The organism is Streptomyces sp. NPDC055239, from assembly GCF_053606205.1.
The window spans coordinates 210820-231853 of sequence record NZ_JBSGRD010000016.1 but is presented as its reverse complement, the minus strand read 5'-3'; the positions used below and the strand labels follow the sequence as shown (position 1 = coordinate 231853).

The 21034-nt window shown below is 69.1% G+C and carries 13 protein-coding genes, 1 tRNA gene and 1 rRNA gene; 12 read left to right on the top strand and 3 right to left on the bottom strand.

Going from position 1 to position 21034, the window contains the following annotated elements; genetic code table 11:
- The 3 genes from rrf to ACWFRJ_RS38310 all read left to right on the top strand — a co-directional run.
- Positions 1 to 87 (top strand): 5S ribosomal RNA (gene rrf, locus ACWFRJ_RS38320); the annotation flags it as partial.
- A 114-nt stretch (positions 88 to 201) separates the two neighbouring features.
- Positions 202 to 864, top strand: a complete 663-nt coding sequence (locus ACWFRJ_RS38315) for a DegT/DnrJ/EryC1/StrS family aminotransferase (protein ID WP_453542089.1) — start codon at positions 202 to 204, stop codon at positions 862 to 864.
- A gap of 86 nt (positions 865 to 950) precedes the next feature.
- Positions 951 to 1023, top strand: a tRNA-Thr gene (locus ACWFRJ_RS38310).
- 109 nt (positions 1024 to 1132) lie between these two features.
- Here the strand turns inward: ACWFRJ_RS38310 and ACWFRJ_RS38305 are convergent.
- Positions 1133 to 3796 (bottom strand): SpoIIE family protein phosphatase, encoded by a 2664-nt coding sequence (locus tag ACWFRJ_RS38305; RefSeq protein ID WP_453542086.1) that lies wholly within the window; start codon positions 3794 to 3796, stop codon positions 1133 to 1135.
- 274 nt (positions 3797 to 4070) lie between these two features.
- Between ACWFRJ_RS38305 and ACWFRJ_RS38300 the strand changes: the two genes are divergently transcribed.
- From ACWFRJ_RS38300 to ACWFRJ_RS38260, 9 genes are all read left to right on the top strand, one after another.
- Positions 4071 to 9584 (top strand): HAMP domain-containing protein, encoded by a 5514-nt coding sequence (locus ACWFRJ_RS38300; RefSeq protein ID WP_453542083.1) that lies wholly within the window; start codon positions 4071 to 4073, stop codon positions 9582 to 9584.
- Between the two features lie 244 nt (positions 9585 to 9828).
- Positions 9829 to 10512, top strand: a complete 684-nt coding sequence (locus ACWFRJ_RS38295; RefSeq protein WP_453542080.1) for a response regulator — start codon at positions 9829 to 9831, stop codon at positions 10510 to 10512.
- Between the two features lie 170 nt (positions 10513 to 10682).
- Positions 10683 to 13466 (top strand): DNA translocase FtsK, encoded by a 2784-nt coding sequence (locus ACWFRJ_RS38290; RefSeq protein ID WP_453542077.1) that lies wholly within the window; start codon positions 10683 to 10685, stop codon positions 13464 to 13466.
- 188 nt (positions 13467 to 13654) lie between these two features.
- Complete coding sequence (locus tag ACWFRJ_RS38285) at positions 13655 to 14566, top strand: helix-turn-helix domain-containing protein (RefSeq protein ID WP_453542074.1); 912 nt, start codon at positions 13655 to 13657, stop codon at positions 14564 to 14566.
- Positions 14567 to 14659: 93 nt separating this feature from the next.
- Positions 14660 to 16153 carry a 30S ribosomal protein S12 methylthiotransferase RimO gene (gene rimO, locus ACWFRJ_RS38280; protein WP_453542070.1) on the top strand — a complete coding sequence of 498 codons (1494 nt, stop codon included), beginning with the start codon at positions 14660 to 14662 and terminating at the stop codon, positions 16151 to 16153.
- Positions 16150 to 16878: a CDP-diacylglycerol--glycerol-3-phosphate 3-phosphatidyltransferase gene (gene pgsA / locus ACWFRJ_RS38275; RefSeq protein ID WP_453542067.1), complete on the top strand. Its 729-nt coding sequence runs from the start codon at positions 16150 to 16152 to the stop codon at positions 16876 to 16878. The genes rimO and pgsA overlap by 4 nt, the downstream gene beginning before the upstream one ends.
- Complete coding sequence (locus ACWFRJ_RS38270) at positions 16878 to 17459, top strand: CinA family protein (protein WP_453542064.1); 582 nt, start codon at positions 16878 to 16880, stop codon at positions 17457 to 17459. Before pgsA ends, ACWFRJ_RS38270 begins: the two co-directional genes overlap by 1 nt.
- Before the next feature lie 109 nt (positions 17460 to 17568).
- On the top strand, positions 17569 to 17943 hold the full coding sequence (locus ACWFRJ_RS38265; RefSeq protein WP_160507571.1) for a helix-turn-helix domain-containing protein: 375 nt from the start codon (positions 17569 to 17571) through the stop codon (positions 17941 to 17943).
- Between the two features lie 255 nt (positions 17944 to 18198).
- A complete protein-coding gene (locus ACWFRJ_RS38260; RefSeq protein ID WP_453542061.1) occupies positions 18199 to 18669 on the top strand; it encodes a Dps family protein in 471 nt (156 codons plus the stop codon).
- A 498-nt stretch (positions 18670 to 19167) separates the two neighbouring features.
- Here ACWFRJ_RS38260 and ACWFRJ_RS38255 read toward each other — a convergent pair whose 3' ends face one another.
- Positions 19168 to 20019 (bottom strand): SDR family NAD(P)-dependent oxidoreductase, encoded by an 852-nt coding sequence (locus ACWFRJ_RS38255; protein WP_453542058.1) that lies wholly within the window; start codon positions 20017 to 20019, stop codon positions 19168 to 19170.
- Between the two features lie 142 nt (positions 20020 to 20161).
- Complete coding sequence (locus ACWFRJ_RS38250; protein ID WP_453542055.1) at positions 20162 to 20962, bottom strand: DNA-formamidopyrimidine glycosylase family protein; 801 nt, start codon at positions 20960 to 20962, stop codon at positions 20162 to 20164.
- Positions 20963 to 21034: the final 72 nt, after the last annotated feature.

Here is a 21034-nt window from a genome sequence, read left to right as displayed (position 1 = left end):
GGTTACATTCCGAACCCGGAAGCTAAGCCTCACAGCGCCGATGGTACTGCAGGGGGGACCCTGTGGGAGAGTAGGACGCCGCCGAACTATTATTAGAAGAGCTGGTCCCTGAACTTCGGTTCAGGGACCAGCTCTTTTTTGTTTTGCGACACTTGCCGTTCACGTTCCGCGGTCAGCATCTGAGCCATGGGGACAGTTGGCATGTTGCGAGCCGCAGGTGTCGGTGCCGGTGACGAGGTCATCGTGCCGGCGTACGGAAACGTCGAGATCGCCGAGGCCGTGGTCCTGGCAGGGGCCGTGCCCGTGTTCGCGGACATCGATCGGGCGACGTACTGCCTTGATCCTGACGCGGTGAACGCCGTCGTGACCTCACGTACGGCCGCTGTGGCCGTCGTGCACCGCTTCGGGCACCCGGCCGACGTCAGGCGGCTTCGGGACGTCGGACAGCGGCACGGCGTCCTCGTGCTGGAGCAGGGCGAGTCGGACGCACCGTACGACGAGCTCGCGCAGCGGCGGGGGCACGCGACCTACCTGAGCGGTCGGCTCGGCGGTGTGATCACCCCGGACGGTGCCGAGGGGCACAGCTATCAGCAGTACGTCGTGCGTGTGCCCGGCAACGGGCGGCCGGACCGGGACGCGTTCGCGCGTGCCGTGCGGGCCAAGGGAATTGACTGCCGGGTGCCCGTGAAGACGCCCGTTCACCGCACGCCTAAGTTTTGGCGGGACGTCTATCTGCCGGAGACCGAGCGTGCCGCCGACGAGACGTTGTCGCTGCCGGTCGGCGCTTCGATGTCGCGGCGCGAACTTCAGCGGGTCGTATCGGCGTGCAATGCGCTCGGAGGGCTTTTGCAGCCTGCCTTCTGAGGGGCGCTCACCGCGGTTCGGACCGGGCGCGAGTTCGGGGTATGCTTTATTCCGTTGCGAAGCGGGAAACCGCGAAAGCGCAACAGGCCCCTATAGCTCAGTCGGTAGAGCGTCTCCATGGTAAGGAGAAGGTCAGCGGTTCGATTCCGCTTGGGGGCTCAGAGAGTAAGTCGGGAAAGTCCCCGCCCAGTTGGGCGGGGACTTTTTTCCTTTCCCCAGGCCTGTCCGGAGGTTCGTCCGAAGGCCTGAAGGCCCCCGGACGGAACTCTCAGTCCTTCTGGATACCGGGCACTCGCATCGCGAGGATCGCCATGTCGTCCGACGGGGCGTCCGTCGCAAAGCGCTCCACCGCGCGCATGATGCGGGCCGCGACCGCGCCCGCCGTGAGGCCCGTGCAGGTCGTGAGGACGTCCGCGAGGCCGTCGTCGCCGAGCATGCGCGTGCCCTCGCGGCGTTCGGTGACTCCGTCCGTCACGCAGAGCAGGACATCACCCGGGTCGAGCGTCATCGTCTGTTCGTAGAGCTCCAGGTCGTCCATGACGCCAAGCAGCGGCTGCGGCTCCGCGTACGGCTCGACCGTGCCGTCCTGGCGCAGGCGGAGCGGGAGCGGATGTCCCGCGCAGACGATCTTCAGTACCGCCGAGCCGTCCTCCTGCGGCCACAACTCCCCGTAGAGGAGCGTGAGGAAGCGGCTGCGGGCGCCCTCGTCGAGGATCGCCGCGTTCAGGCGCTCCAGGACCGCCGGACCGCCGAAGCCCTCGCGGGCGAGCAGGCGCAGGGCGTGGCGGGCAAGTCCTGTGACCGCGGCGGCCTCCGGACCCGTTCCGCAGACGTCGCCGATCGCGAAGCCGTACGCGCCGTCGCGGATGGGGAAGAGGTCGTAGAAGTCGCCGCCGACCTCATTGCCCTCGCCGGCCGCGCGGTAGATGACGTCGACCTCGACGCCCGGGATCTGCGGGAGCCCCGGCGGCAGCAGACTGCGCTGGAGGGACTGGCTGATGGCCATGCGCTCGGAGTAAAGGCGGGCGTTGTCCAGAGCCAGGGCCGCTCGGCGGGAGAGATCTTCGGCCAATTCCAGGATCTCTTGGCGGAAGTGTTCGTCGGAGGGCTTGCCCAGAGTGAGCATGCCGATGACGCGGTTGCGGGCGACCAGGGGCAGGACGACCGTCTCGCCGCCCACCGCGGATGCCGTGGAGAGCGTCGTGCCGATTCCGGAGCCCAGGCTGAGGGGCTCACCGAGGCCGAGGCTGCGCATGGAGGTGCGCAGGGCGGCCTGATGGGCGGCTTCCGAGGGTGCGGCCCAGACGCGGGCTCCGGGGGTCGGTACGGGGTCAGGAGGAGCGATCTTGGAGAGGAGCGCCTTCAGTCCGTCGATGCGCTCCTCGTCCTCGTGGAGGACGTACGAGAGATAGGGATCGGACGCCTGATCGGCGATCGTGTAGACGGCGCACCAGGTGGCGAGAGTCGGGACCGTCATCTGGGCCATGAGGGCCAGGGTCTGGTCGCGGTCCAGGGTGCCGGCGAGGAGGTCGGAGGCCTCGACGAGGAAGGAGAGCGAGCCGCGGCGCAGGCGTTCGAGCTCGCCGAGGCGCGCGGACTCGACGGCGAGGGCGATGCGGTCGGCGGCGAACTGGAGGCGCAGGGCCTCCTCGTTCGAGTAGCGGTCGGGGGACTCGGCGGCGACGCCGAGGGAGCCCGTGAGGCGGCCCTCGACTTTGAGGGGGACCGTGACCACGGAGCGCATGCCCGTGCCGCTGAGGAGCGGGACGGCACCGGGGACGACCGTGAGGTCTTCGTGTACGGCCGGCATGCGGGCGGAGCCGTAGCGTCCGGGCCCCGCCTCCACGGGGACGCGGGCGAAGCGCTGGCGGGCCGACGGAAGGCCTGTGGAGGCACGGACCTCAAGCTCCGTCTCGTCGTCAGTGGCGAGGAGCAGGAAGGCGGCGTCGCCGTCGAGCATGTCGCGGGCGCGCTCGACCGTGCGCTGGAGCAGACCGTCGAGGTCGTCCGGCGCCGGGGAGCCGATGAAGACCTCGAAGGGGTCGGCGGTGTGCGACTCGGCGAGCACCCCGGGCTCGGGGGCGGGGCCGCGCAGCGGTGTCTGCAGGACGGCGCGCTCGTCGTCGCGCACGAGCAGACAGACCGTGGACGGTTCGCCGTCGGCGTCGCGGACGCGCAGGTGCGAGGCGTAGACGGGGGTCACGCGGCCGTCGGAGCTGCGGATGCCGTAACTGCCCTCCCAGCGGGAGAGTCTCAGGGCCTCCACGATGCCGGTGCTGGTGCCCGGGGTGTGCGGCCAGGCGGCGAAGTCGGTGAGCGGTTTTCCGGTGACCTGTTCGGCGGCGTACCCGAAGAGTTCTTCCGCGTCTTCGTTCCAGGCGGAGATCGCGCCCACGCGGTCGATCTGGACGACGGCGACGCGGACTCTGCCGTCGGTGAGCGGGAGCATCTCGGCCGGGAGCGCGGGGCCGGCGGCGCGGGTGCCCACCGAGCGGTCGGGGAGGTCGAGTTGGAACCAGACCTTCTTGTGCTCGGGGGTGTAGTCGACGCCCCAGCGGGTGGCGAGCGCCGCGCACAGCTGGAGGCCGCGGCCGCCCTCGCGGTCGGGGCTGCCCATGTTCGCGGCGGACTGCTGGAGCGGGATCTCGCGCTCCGGATAGTGGTCGGACACCTCGATGCGTACGGCGTCCTCGCTGCGCAGGCAGAGGACGTCCGCGGCGGTTCCGGCGTGGACCACCGCGTTGGTGACCAGCTCGCTGGTGAGGACGACGGCGTCGTCGACGATGTCCGTGAACCCCCAGCCCTGGAGGGTGTCGCGGACAAAAGAGCGTGCCGTCGCGACGGAACGCCCGACGGGGTCGAAAGTCGCAGCCGCGCGCGCGGTGATCACAGAACTCCTCGTACGAGTATCGACGCCCAGATCTCCCACCATGGTGCGGCCGCCCCTCCGATGCCCGCTTGTACGTGTGCCACCGCCCAGGCCGGGCAGGACCGGGGTGGTTGGACAGCCGGATGCCAGGTTACTTACCTTCGCCGTCCAAGCTGATGCCGGTCGTCAGTGTTTTCCGCCCGGAGGGTGTGCGGACGGTGTGCGAAGCTGCCGAACTGTTATGGCCTGGTTCAGCCATGGTGAAACACTGGGCAAGCTTCTTGGAGAGAGCCCAGGTAACCCGAGCAGTACGGTCGACCCTTGCGGGAGGGACACAGTGGAGTCTGGCGCAGCGACGCGGGGCACTAAAACGCGTGCGAAAGACGGACAGTCCACGAGCAAACAGCGCAAACCGCGCCACGGGGCGACTACGTCTGTGGACACGGCGGCCCTGAACAGACTGCTCGCGGCGCTCGCGGCCATGCGGGACGGAAACTTCCGCAAGCGGCTCACGGTCTCCGGTGACGACGTCATGTCCGAGATCGCCGCCGTTTTCAACGAGGTGGCCGATCGCAATCTGCATCTGACGGGTGAGATCTCCCGGGTGCGTCGCATGGTCGGCCGTGAGGGAAAGCTCACGGAGCGGCTCGAGACCGGCGCCAGTGAGGGCTCGTGGGCACATGCGATCGACGCGTCAAACGCGCTCGTCGACGATCTCGTGCGTCCGGTCTCCGAGGTCGGAAGGGTGCTTTCCGCTGTCGCGGACGGTGACCTGGAGCAGCGGATGGAGCTGCGGGCGCAGGTCGACGACGGGAACGGCCACCCGCTGCGCGGGGAGTTCCTGAAGGTCGGCCGCACCGTCAACAATCTGGTCGATCAGCTCTCGACGTTCACCGACGAGGTCACGCGGGTGGCCAGCGAGGTGGGCACCGAGGGCAAGCTGGGCGGTCAGGCCCGGGTCCGTGGAATGTCCGGTTCGTGGAAGGACCTCACGGATTCGGTGAACACCATGGCGTACCGGCTCACCGCGCAGGTACGTGACATTGCTCTCGTCACGACGGCGGTCGCCAAGGGTGACTTGTCCCGGAAGGTGACGGTTCACGTCGCCGGCGAGATGCTGGAGCTGAAGAACACCGTCAACACGATGGTGGACCAGCTCTCGTCGTTCTCCTCCGAGGTGACCCGTGTCGCGCGCGAGGTCGGCACGGAGGGCGAGCTCGGCGGCCAGGCGCAGGTGCCGGGTGTGGCGGGAGTGTGGAAGGACCTCACCGACTCGGTGAATCTTATGGCCGGCAATCTCACCGCCCAGGTGCGTGGGATCGCCCAGGTCACGACGGCCGTCGCGAACGGCGATCTGTCCCAGAAGGTGACGGTGAGCGCGCGCGGCGAGGTCGCTCAACTCGCCGAGACCATCAACCAGATGACCGAGACGCTGCGTACGTTCGCGGACGAGGTCACCCGGGTGGCGAACGAGGTCGGCGCCGAGGGACAGCTGGGCGGTCAGGCGAACGTGCCGGGCGCGGCGGGGACGTGGAAGGACCTCACCGACTCGGTGAACACGGTCTTCCGGAACCTCACCACGCAGGTGCGGGACATCGCGACGGTCACGACGGCGGTCGCCAACGGCGATCTGTCGCAGAAGGTCACCGTCGATGTCGCGGGCGAGATGCTCGAGCTGAAGAACACCGTGAACACCATGGTGGACCAGCTCTCCGCCTTCGGTGCCGAAGTGACGCGTGTGGCGCGGGAGATCGGCGTCGAGGGTGAGCTGGGCGGCCAGGCGCAGGTACAGGGTGCGGCCGGTACGTGGAAGGACCTGACGGACTCGGTCAACACCGCCTTCCGCAACCTCACGGGCCAGGTCCGCAACATCGCGCAGGTGACGACGGCGGTCGCCAACGGTGATCTGTCGCAGAAGGTCACCGTCGATGTCTCCGGCGAGATGCTTCAGTTGAAGAACACCGTGAACACGATGGTGGACCAGCTGTCGTCCTTCGCCGACCAGGTCACGCGCATGGCACGCGACGTGGGCACCGAAGGCCGCCTCGGCGGTCAGGCGCGCGTGGACGGCGTCAGCGGCACGTGGAAGGAACTCACCGACTCCGTCAACTTCATGGCCGGGAACCTGACGTCGCAGGTGCGTCAGATCGCCCAGGTCACGACGGCGGTGGCCCGGGGTGATCTGTCGCAGAAGATCGACGTGGACGCGCGTGGCGAGATCCTGGAGCTGAAGAACACCATCAACACGATGGTCGACCAGCTCTCCGCCTTCGCCGACCAGGTGACCCGGGTGGCCCGCGAGGTGGGTACGGAAGGCCGTCTGGGCGGGCAGGCGCAGGTGCCCGGTGTGGCCGGTGTCTGGCGCGACCTGACCGACTCGGTGAACGGCATGGCCGGCAACCTCACGGCTCAGGTCCGCAACATCGCGCAGGTCGCGACCGCCGTGGCGCGAGGCGACCTGTCGCAGAAGATCGACGTGGATGCGCGCGGCGAGATCCTGGAACTGAAGAACACCCTCAACACGATGGTGGACCAGCTCTCGGCCTTCGCCGAGCAGGTGACGCGGGTGGCCCGCGAGGTGGGCACCGACGGCATCCTGGGCGGCCAGGCCGAGGTGCAGGGTGTCTCCGGCACCTGGAAGGACCTCACGCAGTCCGTGAACGGCATGGCGAACAACCTGACCCTTCAGGTCCGCAACATCGCCGAGGTCACCACGGCCGTCGCCATGGGCGACCTCTCCAAGAAGATCACCGTCGACGCCAAGGGCGAGATCCTCGAACTCGTCACCACCGTGAACACGATGGTCGACCAGCTCTCCAACTTCGCCGAGCAGGTGAACCGCGTGGCCCGCGAGGTGGGCACGGAGGGCAACCTGGGCGGCCAGGCGCGGGTCCCGGGTGTCACCGGCACCTGGAAGGACCTCAGCGACAACGTCAACCTGATGGCGAACAACCTGACCGGCCAGGTGCGCAACATCTCCCAGGTCGCGGCGGCGGTCGCCAACGGAGACCTCACCAAGAAGGTCACGGTCGAGGCGCGCGGCGAGGTCGCGCAGCTCGCCGACACCGTCAACACGATGGTGAAGACACTGAGTTCGTTCGCGGACGAGGTGACCCGTGTGGCCCGCGAGGTGGGCACGGACGGCATCCTCGGCGGTCAGGCCCGGGTGCCCGGAGTCTCGGGTACGTGGAAGGACCTGACGGAGTCCGTGAACGGCATGGCCTCCAACCTGACCGGTCAGGTCCGCAACATCGCGATGGTCACCACCGCGATCGCCAAGGGCGACCTGACCAAGAAGATCGACATCGACGCCCGGGGCGAGATCCTGGAGCTGAAGACCACCATCAACACCATGGTCGATCAGCTGTCGTCCTTCGCCGAGCAGGTCACGCGGGTGGCCCGCGAAGTGGGTACGGAAGGGCAGCTGGGCGGTCAGGCGCGGGTGCGGGACGTCGACGGCACCTGGCGCGACCTCACCGAGTCCGTGAACGAGATGGCAGGGAACCTGACGCGTCAGGTGCGCGCCATCGCCGAGGTCGCCACCGCGGTGACGCGCGGCGACCTGAACCTGAAGATCGACGTCGACGCGGCGGGCGAGATCCAGGTCCTTCAGGACAACATCAACTCGATGATCGCCAACCTCCGCGACACCACCCTCGCCAACAAGGAACAGGACTGGCTCAAGGGCAACCTGGCCCGCATCTCCGGTCTGATGCAGGGCCGCCGCGACCTGGACGACGTCGCCTCGCTGATCATGAGCGAGCTGACGCCGGTGGTCTCCGCACAGCACGGCGCCTTCTTCCTCGCCCTGCCCACGGAGGACGCCACGGAGCCGGGCGCCGGGCAGGAGGACGCGTACGAACTGCGCATGATGGGCAGTTACGGCTACTCCATGGGCTCCATGCCGACGTCCTTCCGGCCCGGTGAGACTCTGATCGGCACCGCCGCGCAGGAGCGGCGCACGATCCTCGTGGAGAACGCGCCGTCCGGCTATCTGCGGATCGCCTCCGGCCTGGGTGAGGCGCCGCCCGCCCAGGTGATCGTCCTTCCGGTGCTCTTCGAAGGGACCGTCCTCGGTGTGATCGAGCTGGCCGCCTTCCAGCCGTTCACGCAGATCCAGAAGGACTTCCTCAGCCAGATCGCCGAGATGATCGCGACGAGCGTCAACACCATCAGCGTCAACACGAAGACCGAGGTGCTGCTCAAGCAGTCGCAGGAGCTCACCGAGCAACTGCGGGAGCGCTCGGCGGAGTTGGAGAACCGGCAGAAGGCACTGCAGGACTCCAACGCCGAACTGGAGGAGAAGGCCGAGCTGCTCGCCCAGCAGAACCGCGACATCGAGGTCAAGAACACCGAGATCGAAGAGGCCAGGCAGGTACTGGAGGAGCGCGCCGAACAGCTCGCTGTCTCGATGCGGTACAAGTCCGAGTTCCTGGCGAACATGTCGCACGAGCTGCGTACGCCGCTCAACTCGCTCCTCATCCTCGCCAAGTTGCTCGCCGACAACGCCGACGCGAACCTCACCCCCAAGCAGGTGGAGTTCGCCGAGACGATCCACGGAGCGGGCTCGGACCTGCTGCAGCTGATCAACGACATCCTCGATCTGTCCAAGGTCGAGGCGGGCAAGATGGACGTCTCCCCGACACGCATCGCCCTCGTCCAACTCGTGGACTACGTAGAGGCCACTTTCCGGCCGTTGACCGCGGAGAAGGGGCTCGATTTCTCCGTACGGGTGTCTCCGGAGCTGCCGGCGACCCTGCACACGGACGAGCAGCGCCTCCTTCAGGTCCTTCGCAACCTCCTGTCGAACGCGGTGAAGTTCACCGACTCCGGAGCGGTCGAGCTGGTGATCCGGCACGCGAACGCCGATGTGCCCAACGCCATCCGCGAACAGCTCCTCGAGGCGGGTTCGCTGCGGGACGCGGACGCGGATCTGATCGCCTTCTCGGTGAGCGACACCGGCATCGGGATCGCGGGCAGCAAGATGCGGGTGATCTTCGAGGCGTTCAAGCAGGCCGACGGCACGACGAGCAGGAAGTACGGCGGCACGGGACTCGGGCTCTCCATCAGCCGGGAGATCGCGCGTCTCCTCGGCGGAGAGATCCACGCGGCGAGCGAACCGGGCCGCGGCTCGACGTTCACGCTCTATTTGCCGCTGCACCCGAGCGAACTGCCGCCCCAGGGCTACACGCAGCTGGCACCCCTGCCGGGAGCGCCCGCGCGGCCCGCCCTGGAGGAGGGGGCGTCCACAGCCGAGCAGCCGCCGCAGAGCGAGCCGACCACGCCGCCGCAGACGGACGCGATGCCGGGGCCCGGCACGCTCTTCAGGCGCCGCCGCCGTGCCGCCCACGCCTCATCGGAGCAGCCGCCCGTGCTGCCCGGGCAGGGCGTCCCGGAGCCCGCGGAGGCGCGCGCGCAGGAGCAGTGGCCGACCGCGGGGCAGGAGACGTCCCAGGCCCGTCCCGGCTACCACTTCGGGGGTGAGAAGGTTCTCATCGTCGACGACGACATCCGCAATGTGTTCGCGCTCACCAGCGTCCTGGAGCAGCACGGGCTCTCGGTCCTCTACGCGGAGAACGGCCGTGAGGGCATCGAGGTCCTGGAACAGCACGACGACGTGACGGTCGTCCTGATGGACATCATGATGCCGGAGATGGACGGGTACGCGACGACGACGGCGATCCGCAGGATGCCGCAGTTCGCCGGGCTCCCGATCATCGCGCTCACGGCGAAGGCCATGAAGGGCGATCGGGAGAAGGCCATCGACTCCGGCGCATCCGATTACGTTACGAAGCCGGTCGACCCGGATCATCTGCTGTCGGTGATGGAGCAGTGGATGCGCGGGGAGTGACCGAGAAGAGGCTCCATTACGCGGAGTTGCTGACAGAGTGTGGCCGAAGTCGTGTAGAACCACGGTATTCGGGGAACCTTCTGGTCTCCCACTGCGTTTCTGCTACGTGCACAGTGACATCGCGGTGACAGGGTGTGGCGACAGGCGGGGTGCGGCTACCATGACCGGCACAAGGACGGACGGCGTAAGGGAGTCGTCCCCTGGGGCGGCGCCCGGTGTACCGCCGGGGCGAGGAGGGCGGGCCATGGTGCAGAAGGCCAAGATCCTCCTGGTCGATGACCGGCCGGAGAATCTGCTGGCGCTGGAGGCCATCCTCTCTGCGCTCGATCAGACCCTGGTGCGGGCATCGTCCGGGGAGGAAGCGCTCAAAGCACTACTGACGGATGACTTCGCGGTCATCCTGCTGGATGTCCAGATGCCGGGCATGGACGGTTTCGAGACCGCGGCGCACATCAAGCGGCGAGAACGGACCCGGGACATCCCGATCATCTTCCTCACCGCCATCAACCACGGTCCGCACCACACGTTCCGGGGTTACGCGGCGGGTGCGGTGGACTACATCTCCAAGCCGTTCGATCCGTGGGTGCTGCGCGCGAAGGTCTCGGTGTTCGTCGAGCTGTACATGAAGAACTGCCAACTGCGGGAGCAGGCGGCCCTGCTGCGTCTCCAGCTCGAAGGCGGCGGCAAGTCGGCGGCGGGTGACGCCAAGGAGCCCGCAGGGCTTCTCGCGGAGCTCTCCGCGCGCCTGGCGGCCGTCGAGGAACAGGCGGAGGCACTCTCCAAACAGCTCGACGAGGACTCGGCGGATGCCGCCGCAGTCGCCACCGCGGCTCATCTCGAACGCAAACTCACCGGTTTGCGGCGGGCTCTTGACGCCTTGGAGCCGGGCACCGGCAGCGGTGCGCCTTCGGTGTCCTCGCAGAACTGAGTTCGGCGCGGACACCGGGCGGAGCGGTGTCGGGGGCGGTGAACATCCGGAATCTCCTGGACCGGAGGCGGTGAACATCCGTCAGTTCACCGCCTCCGCAAGGGCGACACAGGCGGGTGAAGCGGTGGGCACACGTGTCCGCAGTGGTCTCCACCGGTAACCTCGGACCCATGGCCTCACGTCCGTCCGCAGCCAAGAAGACGCCCGCGAAGAAGGCGGCCGCGCCCACAAAGGCTCCGGCGAAGAAGGCCGCCGCCAAGAAGCCGCCGCCCAAGAAGGGTCCGGCGAAGAAGGCGCCCGCCAAGAAAGCCGTGGCGAAGAAGCCCGCACCCAAGCCGGCGCCCAGTCCCACGGGCGGCGTCTACCGCCTCGCGCGCGCCCTCTGGCTCGGTCTCGCGCACAGCGTCGGTGCCCTGTTCCGTGGCATAGGGCGTGGCGCGAAGGGTCTCGACCCGGCGCACCGCAAGGACGGCGTCGCGCTGCTGCTTCTCGGTGTCGCGCTGATCGTCGCCGCGGGTACGTGGTCGAATCTGCGCGGCCCCGTGGGCGACCTCGTCGAGATGCTGGTGACCGGCGCCTTCGGCCGCCTCGATCTGCTGCTCCCGATACTGCTCGCGGTCATCGGCGTACGCCTCATCCGGCACCCCGAGAAGCCCGAGGCGAACGGCCGCATCGTGATCGGCCTGTCCGCGCTCGTCATCGGCGTGCTCGGCCAGGTCCACATCGCCTGCGGTTCACCCGCCCGCGCGGACGGCATGGAGGCCATAAGGGACGCGGGCGGCCTCATCGGCTGGGCCACGTCCACTCCGCTGATCTTCACCATGGGCGAGGTCCTCGCCGTACCGCTGCTCGTCCTGCTGACCGTCTTCGGGCTCCTCGTGGTGACGGCGACGCCCGTCAACGCCATCCCGCAGCGGCTGCGGCTGCTCGGCGTCAAGCTCGGCATCGTCCATCCCGCGCCCGAAGAGGTGGAGGGCGACTACGGGGACGACGAGCGGTACGAGGAGCAGTGGCGCGAGGCGCTGCCCGCCCGCTCGCGCAGGCGCGCCGAGGCTCCTGAGTCGTACGACCCGGACCAGGCGGAGGAGGAGGCGCTCACCCGGCGGCGCAGGCCCCGCAGGGCGTCCCAGCCCTCGCTGGACCGGCCGATGGACGCGGTGGACGTGGCGGCCGCCGCTGCCGCCGCCCTGGACGGCGCCGTCCTGCACGGCATGCCGCCATCGCCGCTGGTCGCCGACCTCACGCAGGGCGTATCGGGGGAGCGCGAGCGCGATGAGCAGCCCGCGGAGACCTCCGCGCCGGTGCCGCCCGCGCGCGCCACGGAGAGCCCCGCACGGGCCAAGGACGACCCGCCGCCCGGCGTACGCCGCAAGAAGCCCGGTGAGTCCGACGACTCCGGAGTGCCGGACCTGACCAAGGCTCCCTCGGACAGGCCCCGGGACCTCCCGCCGCGCGCCGAGCAGCTGCAGCTCGCGGGGGACATCACGTACTCGCTGCCCACGCTCGACCTGCTCGAGCGCGGAGGCCCCGGCAAGTCCCGCAGCGCCGCCAACGACGCGGTCGTCGCCTCGCTCAGCACCGTCTTCAGCGAGTTCAAGGTCGACGCCGACGTCACCGGCTTCACGCGGGGCCCGACGGTCACGCGGTACGAGATCGAGCTCGGCCCGGCCGTGAAGGTCGAGAAGATCACGGCTCTGGCCAAGAACATCGCGTACGCGGTCGCGAGCCCCGACGTCCGCATCATCAGCCCCATCCCCGGCAAATCCGCGGTCGGCATCGAGATCCCGAACTCCGACCGCGAGATGGTCAACGTGGGCGACGTGCTGCGGCTCGCTGACGCCGCCGAGGACGATCACCCCATGCTGGTCGCGCTCGGCAAGGACGTCGAGGGTGGTTTCGTCATGGCCAACATGGCGAAGATGCCGCACATCCTGGTCGCCGGAGCCACCGGCTCCGGAAAGTCGTCCTGCATCAACTGTCTGATCACGTCGATCATGATGCGGGCGACCCCCGAGGACGTACGGATGGTCCTCGTCGACCCCAAGCGTGTCGAGCTCACCGCGTACGAGGGCATCCCGCACCTGATCACGCCGATCATCACCAACCCCAAGCGGGCCGCCGAGGCGCTCCAGTGGGTCGTGCGCGAGATGGACCTGCGCTACGACGACCTGGCGGCGTTCGGCTACCGGCACATCGACGACTTCAACAAGGCCGTCCGCGACGGCAAGCTCAAGACGCCTGAGGGCAGTGAGCGGGAGCTCACCCCGTATCCGTACCTACTGGTGATCGTCGATGAGCTCGCCGACCTCATGATGGTCGCCCCGCGCGATGTCGAGGACTCGATCGTGCGCATCACGCAGCTGGCGCGCGCGGCGGGCATCCACCTGGTGCTCGCCACACAGCGTCCTTCCGTGGACGTCGTGACCGGTCTGATCAAGGCGAACGTGCCCTCACGGCTCGCCTTCGCGACCTCCTCGCTCGCCGACAGCCGCGTCATCCTCGATCAGCCGGGCGCCGAGAAACTGATCGGCAAGGGTGACGGGCTCTTCCTGCCGATGGGCGCGAACAAGCCCACCCGAATGCAGGGCGCCTTCGTCACCGAGGACGAGATCCACGCGGTCGTCCAGCACTGCAAGGACCAGATGGCGCCCGTCTTCCGGGACGACGTCACCGTGGGCACCAAGCAGAAGAAGGAGATCGACGACGACATCGGCGATGACCTCGATCTGCTCTGCCAGGCCGCTGAGCTGGTGGTTTCCACTCAATTCGGGTCCACGTCGATGCTCCAGCGCAAGCTGCGCGTCGGCTTCGCGAAGGCCGGAAGGCTCATGGACCTCATGGAGTCGCGGGGGATCGTGGGGCCGAGCGAGGGCTCCAAGGCTCGTGACGTTCTTGTGAAACCTGATGAGCTGGATGGCGTGCTGGCCGTGATCCGCGGGGAGGCTCACCCATAAGGGTGCGGCAGGCAACCGTTTCCCTTCGACATACGTCAAGTTGAGGGGAGGGACAGCACCATGCCCCACCATCAGGATGTGCCGCCATTCCGATGGCGTACAAAGTCCGTCGCCCAGTTGCCCCACCCTTCGCGAACCCCCCTAGACTGAACATCCGGCAGGTGGCTACACGCTCGAAAGGCGCCCCCGTGTCCATCGGCAACTCCCCTGAAGACGACCGCCCTTCAGACCACCGACCCAGCGACGACCAGCCCGCCGAGAGCCTTCCGGCAGCTGAGAGTCCGGCAGACGACCGGCCCGCCCCGGCGGAGAACCGGCCCTCGATCGGACGCGCGCTGCAGCAGGCACGCGTCGACGCGGGCCTGACCGTCGACGAGATCAGCACGTCCACTCGAGTGCGGATCCCGATCGTGCACGCGATCGAGCAGGACGACTTCTCCCGATGTGGCGGCGATGTGTACGCCCGCGGTCACATCCGGACGCTCGCACGCGCCGTGGGGCTCGATCCCGCCCTTCTCCTTGCCCAGTACGACGAGGCGCACGGCGGCCGCCCGCCCGCGCCGACCCCGGCGGCGCCGCTCTTCGAGGCCGAGCGGATCAGGTCCGATCCGCGCCGTCCCAACTGGACCGCCGCCATGGTCGCCGCGATCGTCGCAGTCATCGGTTTCGTCGGCTTCACCGCCTTCAGCGGGGGAGACGACAGCAACGGGTCGAAGTCGCAGGTCGCCGAGGGCTCCACGCCCGCCACCACCAAGCCCGTCACGAAGAAGCCCGCGCCCGACAAGCCCGCCGACCCCAAGCCGGACCCGTCGGACAGCGCGATCGCCGGCGCGCCCCGGGACAAGGTCACGGTCAAGGTCAACGCGTCGGACGGCCGCAGCTGGATCTCGGCCAAGGACCACAGCGGCCGGACCCTCTTCGACGGCGTCCTGGAGGAAGGCAAGTCGAAGACCTTCCAGGACAAGCAGAAGATCGACCTGGTCCTCGGCGACGCGGGCGCGATCAAGCTGTACGTGAACGGCAAGGCGGTCGACAACCAGTTCGACCCCGGCCAGGTCGAGCGGCTCACGTACACAAAGGGCGACCCCGAGGTCGGCTGAGCCGAGTGGGCTCTGCGGGCCGTGCAGGCCTTGTGGTGAGGGCCCGGACCCTCGCGGCGGGGGCCCGGGCAGGGACAAAGTAGTCTTGAGAGCATGCCCGAACGCCGCACCGTCGCCCTTGTCACTCTTGGCTGCGCCCGCAACGAGGTGGACTCGGAGGAGCTCGCAGGCCGCTTGGAGGCGGACGGCTGGCAGCTCGTCGAGGCCGCCGAAGACGCGGACGTCGCCGTAGTCAACACCTGTGGATTCGTCGAAGCCGCCAAGAAGGACTCCGTCGACGCCCTCCTGGAAGCCAATGACCTCAAGGGGCATGGCAGGACCCAGGCCGTCGTGGCCGTCGGCTGCATGGCCGAGCGGTACGGCAAGGAGCTCGCCGACGCCCTCCCCGAAGCCGATGGTGTCCTCGGCTTCGACGACTACTCCGACATCTCCGGCCGCCTGCAGACCATCCTCGGTGGCGGCAGTGTCGAGGCCCACACCCCGCGTGACCGGCGCAAGCTCCTTCCGATCAGCCCCGCGGAGCGACAGGAAGCGGGCTCAGACGTCGCGCTGCCCGGGCACGCGCCCGTGGACCTGCCCGACGGCCTCGCGCCCGCCTCGGGGCCCCGCGCCCCGCTGAGGAGGCGTCTGGGCACCAGCCCCGTCGCCTCGGTGAAGCTGGCCTCCGGCTGCGACCGGCGCTGCTCGTTCTGCGCCATCCCCTCCTTCCGCGGCTCCTTCATCTCGCGGCGCCCCTCCGACGTCCTCGGCGAGACGCGCTGGCTGGCCGAGCAGGGCGTCAAGGAGGTCATGCTCGTCTCCGAGAACAACACCTCGTACGGCAAGGACCTCGGGGACATCAGGCTCCTGGAGACGCTGCTGCCCGAGCTGGCGGCCGTCGACGGGATCGAGCGGGTGCGGGTCAGCTACCTCCAGCCCGCCGAGATGCGCCCCGGACTCATCGACGTACTGACCTCCACGGAGAAGGTCGCCCCCTACTTCGACCTGTCGTTCCAGCACTCCGCGCCGAGCGTGCTGCGGGCGATGCGGCGCTTCGGGGACACCGACCGGTTCCTCGAGCTCCTGAACACCATTCGGACGAAGGCCCCGCAGGCCGGTGTGCGGTCCAACTTCATCGTGGGCTTCCCCGGGGAGACCGAGGCCGACGTCGCCGAGCTCGAACGGTTCCTCACGGGTGCGCGGCTGGACGCCATCGGCGTCTTCGGGTACTCCGACGAGGAGGGCACGGAAGCGGCGACGTACGACAAGAAGCTGGATCAGGACGTCGTCGACGAGCGGCTCGCGCGTATCTCGCGGCTCGCCGAGGAACTGACCTCGCAGCGCGCCGACGACCGTCTCGGTGAGACCGTCGAGGTGCTCGTGGAGTCCGTGGACGAGGAGGACGGCGCGATCGGCCGGGCGGCCCACCAGGCGCCCGAGACGGACGGCCAGATCCGCTTCACGGGCGCCACGGGTGGGGACGGCCTGCAGGTCGGCCGTATGGTCGTGGCAAAGGTCGTCGGCACGGAAGGCGTGGACCTGGTGGCTGAGTACAGCGAAATTCTGGGGGACCCGCCCCGGATCCCGGCCGAGGAGGCGCGCAGATGACCGGAGTCCCGGCATCCGCGGCGGGCGGCTCCGGCGCGCAGGGCGCCAAGCCGGTGCGCGGTGGAAAGTTGGGCGCTGCGGCCGTCAATCAGGCCAGCGTGTGGAACGTCGCCAACTTGTTGACGGTGATCCGGCTGCTGCTCGTGCCGGGCTTCGTGATGCTCCTGCTCGCTGAAGGCGGGTACGACCCGGCCTGGCGCGCGTGGGCCTGGGCGGCCTTCGCCGTCGCCATGATCACCGACCTGTTCGACGGACACCTGGCACGTACGTACAACCTGGTCACGGACTTCGGGAAGATCGCCGACCCCATCGCCGACAAGGCGATCATGGGTGCCGCGCTGGTCTGTCTCTCCTACCTCGGCGATCTGCCGTGGTGGGTGACGGGCGTCATTCTCGGACGTGAGCTCGGGATCACACTGCTGCGGTTCTGGGTGATCCGCTTCGGTGTCATTCCGGCCAGTCGCGGCGGCAAGATGAAGACGCTCTGGCAGGGCGTGGCGGCCGGGATGTACGTCTTGGCGCTCACCGGGCCGCTCGCCACGCTGCGGTTCTGGGTGATGGCGGTCGCCGTCGTCCTGACCGTCCTGACCGGGCTCGACTACGTGCGACAGGCCGTCGTACTGCGTCGCCTCGGTCTCGCGGAGGCGCGGGAGGCGGCAGCTGCTTCCGCTGCGGTCTCCGGCGAAGGGGCTTCCGGCGAGGGGGCCCGGGAGTCGGCGACGTGATGTCCGCCGAACCGGCTGCGGAGGTTCTGCGGCTTCTTCAGGCTCGGGGCGAGACGCTCGCCGTCGCCGAGTCGCTCACCGGGGGTCTGGTGGCCGCCGAGGTGACGGCGGTGCCGGGGGCCTCGCGGGTCTTCCGGGGGTCCGTGACGGCGTACGCGACCGAGCTGAAGCATCAGGTGCTCGGAGTCGACGGCACTCTTCTGGCCGAGCGTGGAGCCGTGGATGCCGAGGTCGCGCTCCAGATGGCGGCCGGTGTGCGCAAAGTCATGGGCGCGGACTGGGGAATCGCGACCACGGGCGTCGCGGGGCCGGATCCGCAGGACGGGCAGCCGGTCGGGACCGTTTTCGTGGCGGTCGACGGGCCGGATCTCGCCGTTGGCGGGCTGGATTCCGCCTCTAGTGGGCCGGGGGACGCGCTTCGCTCTGAGGGGAAAGTGGCGGCACTGCGGTTGAACGGTGAGCGTTCGGACATTCGTATGGAGAGTGTACGGAGCGTGCTCAGGCTGCTGCTCGAGCGGCTGTCCGGCGAACGTGCCGGGAATGGGCGGGCACAGGATACGGAACAGAACGGGGGGACTTGATGTTTGCAGCCCTGAGTGAACACGACATCGCTCCCCGCACGGCCGCGGCGCGAGGCGGTACGGTGGGGCGTGAAGGATGCGGCTACGCGGTCCGAGGAGGGAGCCACCGATGATTCTGCTCCGTCGCCTGCTGGGTGACGTGCTGCGTCGGCAGCGCCAGCGCCAGGGCCGTACTCTGCGCGAAGTCTCCTCGTCCGCCCGAGTCTCGCTCGGCTATCTTTCCGAGGTGGAGCGGGGGCAGAAGGAGGCATCCTCCGAGCTGCTTTCCGCAATCTGCGACGCGCTTGACGTACGGATGTCCGAGCTCATGCGCGAGGTGAGCGATGAGCTCTCTCTCGCCGAACTGGCTGCGTCGGCAGCGGCTACGGAACCGGTGCGCGCACCGGTTCGCCCTATGCTCAATTCCGTCTCGGTGAGCGGTGTGCCGCCGGAACGGGTGACTATCAAGGCGCCTGCGGAGGCGGTGGACGTCGTCGCCGCGTAATGCTGCGCTGACTGTGCACGCTGCTTGAGCGCTCAGATGTGACGAAAGCCCCGGCCGGGTTACCGGCCGGGGCTTCGCGCGTTCTGACGTCCGGTTCGCTTCTTAGGCGTGTTCGGCGGTTCGGCCTGTTTAAAGGTGTGATCTGCGGTGACTCGTTCATCTGCTGAACCGACCGTGAGATGTCCCTATTGGTGCACTCGTGTCATGGTTGGTGGGGATTTTCGCTTACGCGATCCCATGATCTTTGGAGGTTGGATGAACGTCGTGAAGAGCCCCCTGTCCGAAGCGGATCTGAAAACGGTCTCGGACGCCCTGCAAGGGGCGCTCGTGGACCTGATCGACCTCTCCCTGGTGGCCAAGCAGATCCACTGGAACGTGGTCGGCCCGCGATTCCGCTCCGTCCACCTGCAGCTCGACGAGGTCGTTGACACGGCGCGGACGCACTCCGACACGGTGGCCGAGCGGGCTTCCACGCTCGGCGTCTCGCCCGACGGCCGTGCGACGACCGTGGGGCGGAGCAGCGGCATCGGCGAGGTCGCCGGCGGCTGGGTCAAGGACACGGACGCGGTAGGGACGCTCGTGGACGGGCTCGGTGCGGTGATCACGCGGATGCGGGAGCGGGTCCAGGCGACCGGTGAGGCGGATCCGGTGAGCCAGGACATTCTCATCGGGATCACGGCCGATCTGGAGAAGCATCACTGGATGTTCCAGGCGGAGAGCGGCTGATGGCGAGAGATGCCGTGAGTGTGAGGAACGGTTGAACAGGGCGGGGCGGGGCTGAGCGCGGGGGTGGCTGTGCCTCGTGTGCTCTGTGGTGCGCCCTCCCGCCCGGTGAAGCCGGGCGTCTAGCGTTCACGCACGGGGCGTCTGGGGGCGTCTGGCGTCGGGTATCGAGCGGGCCTCGTGCGGAGGTGGTGGCCGTGGCATGGAGAGTCGTGCGGTGGGCGCCGGCTCTGGCGTTCGGGGCGCTCTGGTGGTGGGGCGTGCTGCGGCTGGCGCTCGCTCCTGATGCGGGAGTCCTGGAGGGGGCCGTCGCGGCCGGAGGGTGGGGGCTGAGTCTGCTGCCGGTGCACTGCGTGCCGCAGTCCCGGGCGGTGCGCGCCGCGTCCCTGGCCAAGGGGCGCACTCCGCGGGTGGATGGTGCGCGGTGGCCCGGTGGGCCTGCGCTGCGGTGGTCCGAGGAGCGTACGGCCAGGGGTGCCGCCCGGTCCGCTGCCGGTGCCGTCACCAAGGCATGGCGACGCCGCCGTTCGGGCGGAGAATCTGGCCCGTCGTGAAGGCGGAGGCGTCCGATGCCAGATGCAGGACGGCGTGCGCGATGTCTTCCGGTTCGCCGACGCGGCCCAGCGGGGACATGCGGACCATCAGGCCCTCGGTGTGCGCTTGGGCGGCACTGTCGTGGCGGTCGGTCATGGGGGTGCGGATCCAGCCCGGAGCGACGGCGTTGACGCGGATGCCGTGCGGGCCGACCTCGGTGGCGAGGGTCTTCGTGAGCTGGACGACGGCGGCTTTCGCGGCGCCGTAGCAGAGGAGGCCGGGGCCGCCGGTGTCCACGGCTCCTGAGGCCATGGTGATGATGCTGCCGCTGCTGCTTCCGGGGTGGCGGCGGGAGTGGTTGGTTTCGTCGGCGTTCGCTGCGGTCGCCGTGTTCGCCGCGCGTCCGGCGTTCGCGGCGATCATCGCGCGGGCCGCGGCCTGGCAGGCGTACAGGACGCCCTTGAAGTTGATGTTCAGGACCCTGTCGAGGTCTTCGTCGCGGGTCTCCAGGACCGGGCTGTTGTGCATGATCCCGGCGATGGCGGCCATGACGTCCAGGTGGCCCGTGGCTGCCGTGGCGCTCGCGACGGCCTGGTCGACCTGGGTTCTGTCCGCCACGTCCAGGGGGTGGGTGTGCGCGGTGCCGCCCGCGTCCTTGATGAGCGTGGCCGTCTCGTGGAGCCCCTGGGTGTCGCGGTCGGCGCAGTGGATGGTGGCGCCTGCTTCGGCGAGCAGTACGGCCGATGCCCTGCCGATGCCGCTTGCCGCGCCGGTGACGAATGCGGTGCGTCCGCTGAGGTCGTACGCCGTTAGGGGCATGACGGGACGGTACGGCTGGATCTGACGGGGCGTCAACTGGTGTGCGGGTGTGGGGTGCTGTGGGTGGGTGCTGTGTGTGGGGTGCTGTGGGTGGGTGCTGTGTGTGGGCGGGGTCTCTCTTAATTTTGGGAGGCCGCCGGGTTCAGGGGGTCGGGCCCCGTTGGCAGGTGGGGCACCAGTACGTGGGGCGGTCGCGGGAGCCGTCGCCCTGTTGGGCTTTGCGGATCGGGGTGCCGCAGCGCAGGCAGGGGCGGGGTGCGCGGCCGTAGACGTACAGGCGCTGGCCGGGGCGGTCGCGGCCCGTGGTGGTGCGCGACGGGCGGTCGCGGTTGGCTTCCAGGAGCTTCTTGGAGAGGGCGGGGAGGCGTGCGGCCGTCTCGGCGGGCAGCTCGCCGATGGGGAGCCACGGTGTGGTGCCGAGGAGGAAGCAGATCTCGCTCTTGAATACGTTCCCGATGCCAGCGAGATTGCGCTGGTCGAGCAGAGCCTCTCCGAGGGGGCGCTCGGGGGTCGCGAGGAGGTTGTCGAGCGCCTTGCCGGGGTCCCAGTCCGGGCCCAGGAGGTCGGGGCCGAGGTGCCCTACGGCCTTGTGCTCGTCGGCGGTGCGCATGAGCTCGAGCACGGGCAGGCGGTAGCCGACGGCTGTGCGCTCGGCGGTGCCCAGGATCGCCCTGATCTGGTAGCCGGGGCCGCCGCTCCACCGCTCGCCGGGGGCGTACACCCGCCAGGAGCCGTCCATGCGGAGGTGGGAGTGCAGGGTGAGCCCGCCCTCGATGCGGGTGAGGAGGTGCTTGCCGCGCGGGGTGACGTCCAGGACGGTGCGCCCGGTGAGGTCGACGGTCGCGAGCTTCGGTACGCGGAGGTCGGAGCGCGTGACCATGTGCCCGGCGAGAGCGGTGTGCAGCCGCCGGGCTGCCTGGTGGATGGTGTCCCCTTCGGGCATGAGGTCCAGGGTGGCATGTCGGATGCGGGGGGAGGGCGAGGCGAGGTGCTCCGGGCGCGGCTGGGCGGGGCT

Excerpts from the sequence above, each read along its gene's own strand:
- rimO (WP_453542070.1), top strand. The coding sequence starts at position 14,660 with ATGCCCGAACGCCGCACCGTCGCCCTTGTCACTCTTGGCTGCGCCCGC.
- pgsA (WP_453542067.1), top strand. The coding sequence starts at position 16,150 with ATGACCGGAGTCCCGGCATCCGCGGCGGGCGGCTCCGGCGCGCAGGGC.
- ACWFRJ_RS38265 (WP_160507571.1), top strand. The coding sequence starts at position 17,569 with ATGATTCTGCTCCGTCGCCTGCTGGGTGACGTGCTGCGTCGGCAGCGC.
- ACWFRJ_RS38250 (WP_453542055.1), bottom strand. The coding sequence starts at position 20,962 with ATGCCCGAAGGGGACACCATCCACCAGGCAGCCCGGCGGCTGCACACC.
- ACWFRJ_RS38305 (WP_453542086.1), bottom strand. The coding sequence starts at position 3,796 with ATGGTGGGAGATCTGGGCGTCGATACTCGTACGAGGAGTTCTGTGATC.
- ACWFRJ_RS38260 (WP_453542061.1), top strand. The coding sequence starts at position 18,199 with ATGAACGTCGTGAAGAGCCCCCTGTCCGAAGCGGATCTGAAAACGGTC.
- ACWFRJ_RS38255 (WP_453542058.1), bottom strand. The coding sequence starts at position 20,019 with ATGCCCCTAACGGCGTACGACCTCAGCGGACGCACCGCATTCGTCACC.
- ACWFRJ_RS38290 (WP_453542077.1), top strand. The coding sequence starts at position 10,683 with ATGGCCTCACGTCCGTCCGCAGCCAAGAAGACGCCCGCGAAGAAGGCG.
- ACWFRJ_RS38295 (WP_453542080.1), top strand. The coding sequence starts at position 9,829 with ATGGTGCAGAAGGCCAAGATCCTCCTGGTCGATGACCGGCCGGAGAAT.
- ACWFRJ_RS38315 (WP_453542089.1), top strand. The coding sequence starts at position 202 with ATGTTGCGAGCCGCAGGTGTCGGTGCCGGTGACGAGGTCATCGTGCCG.
- ACWFRJ_RS38270 (WP_453542064.1), top strand. The coding sequence starts at position 16,878 with ATGTCCGCCGAACCGGCTGCGGAGGTTCTGCGGCTTCTTCAGGCTCGG.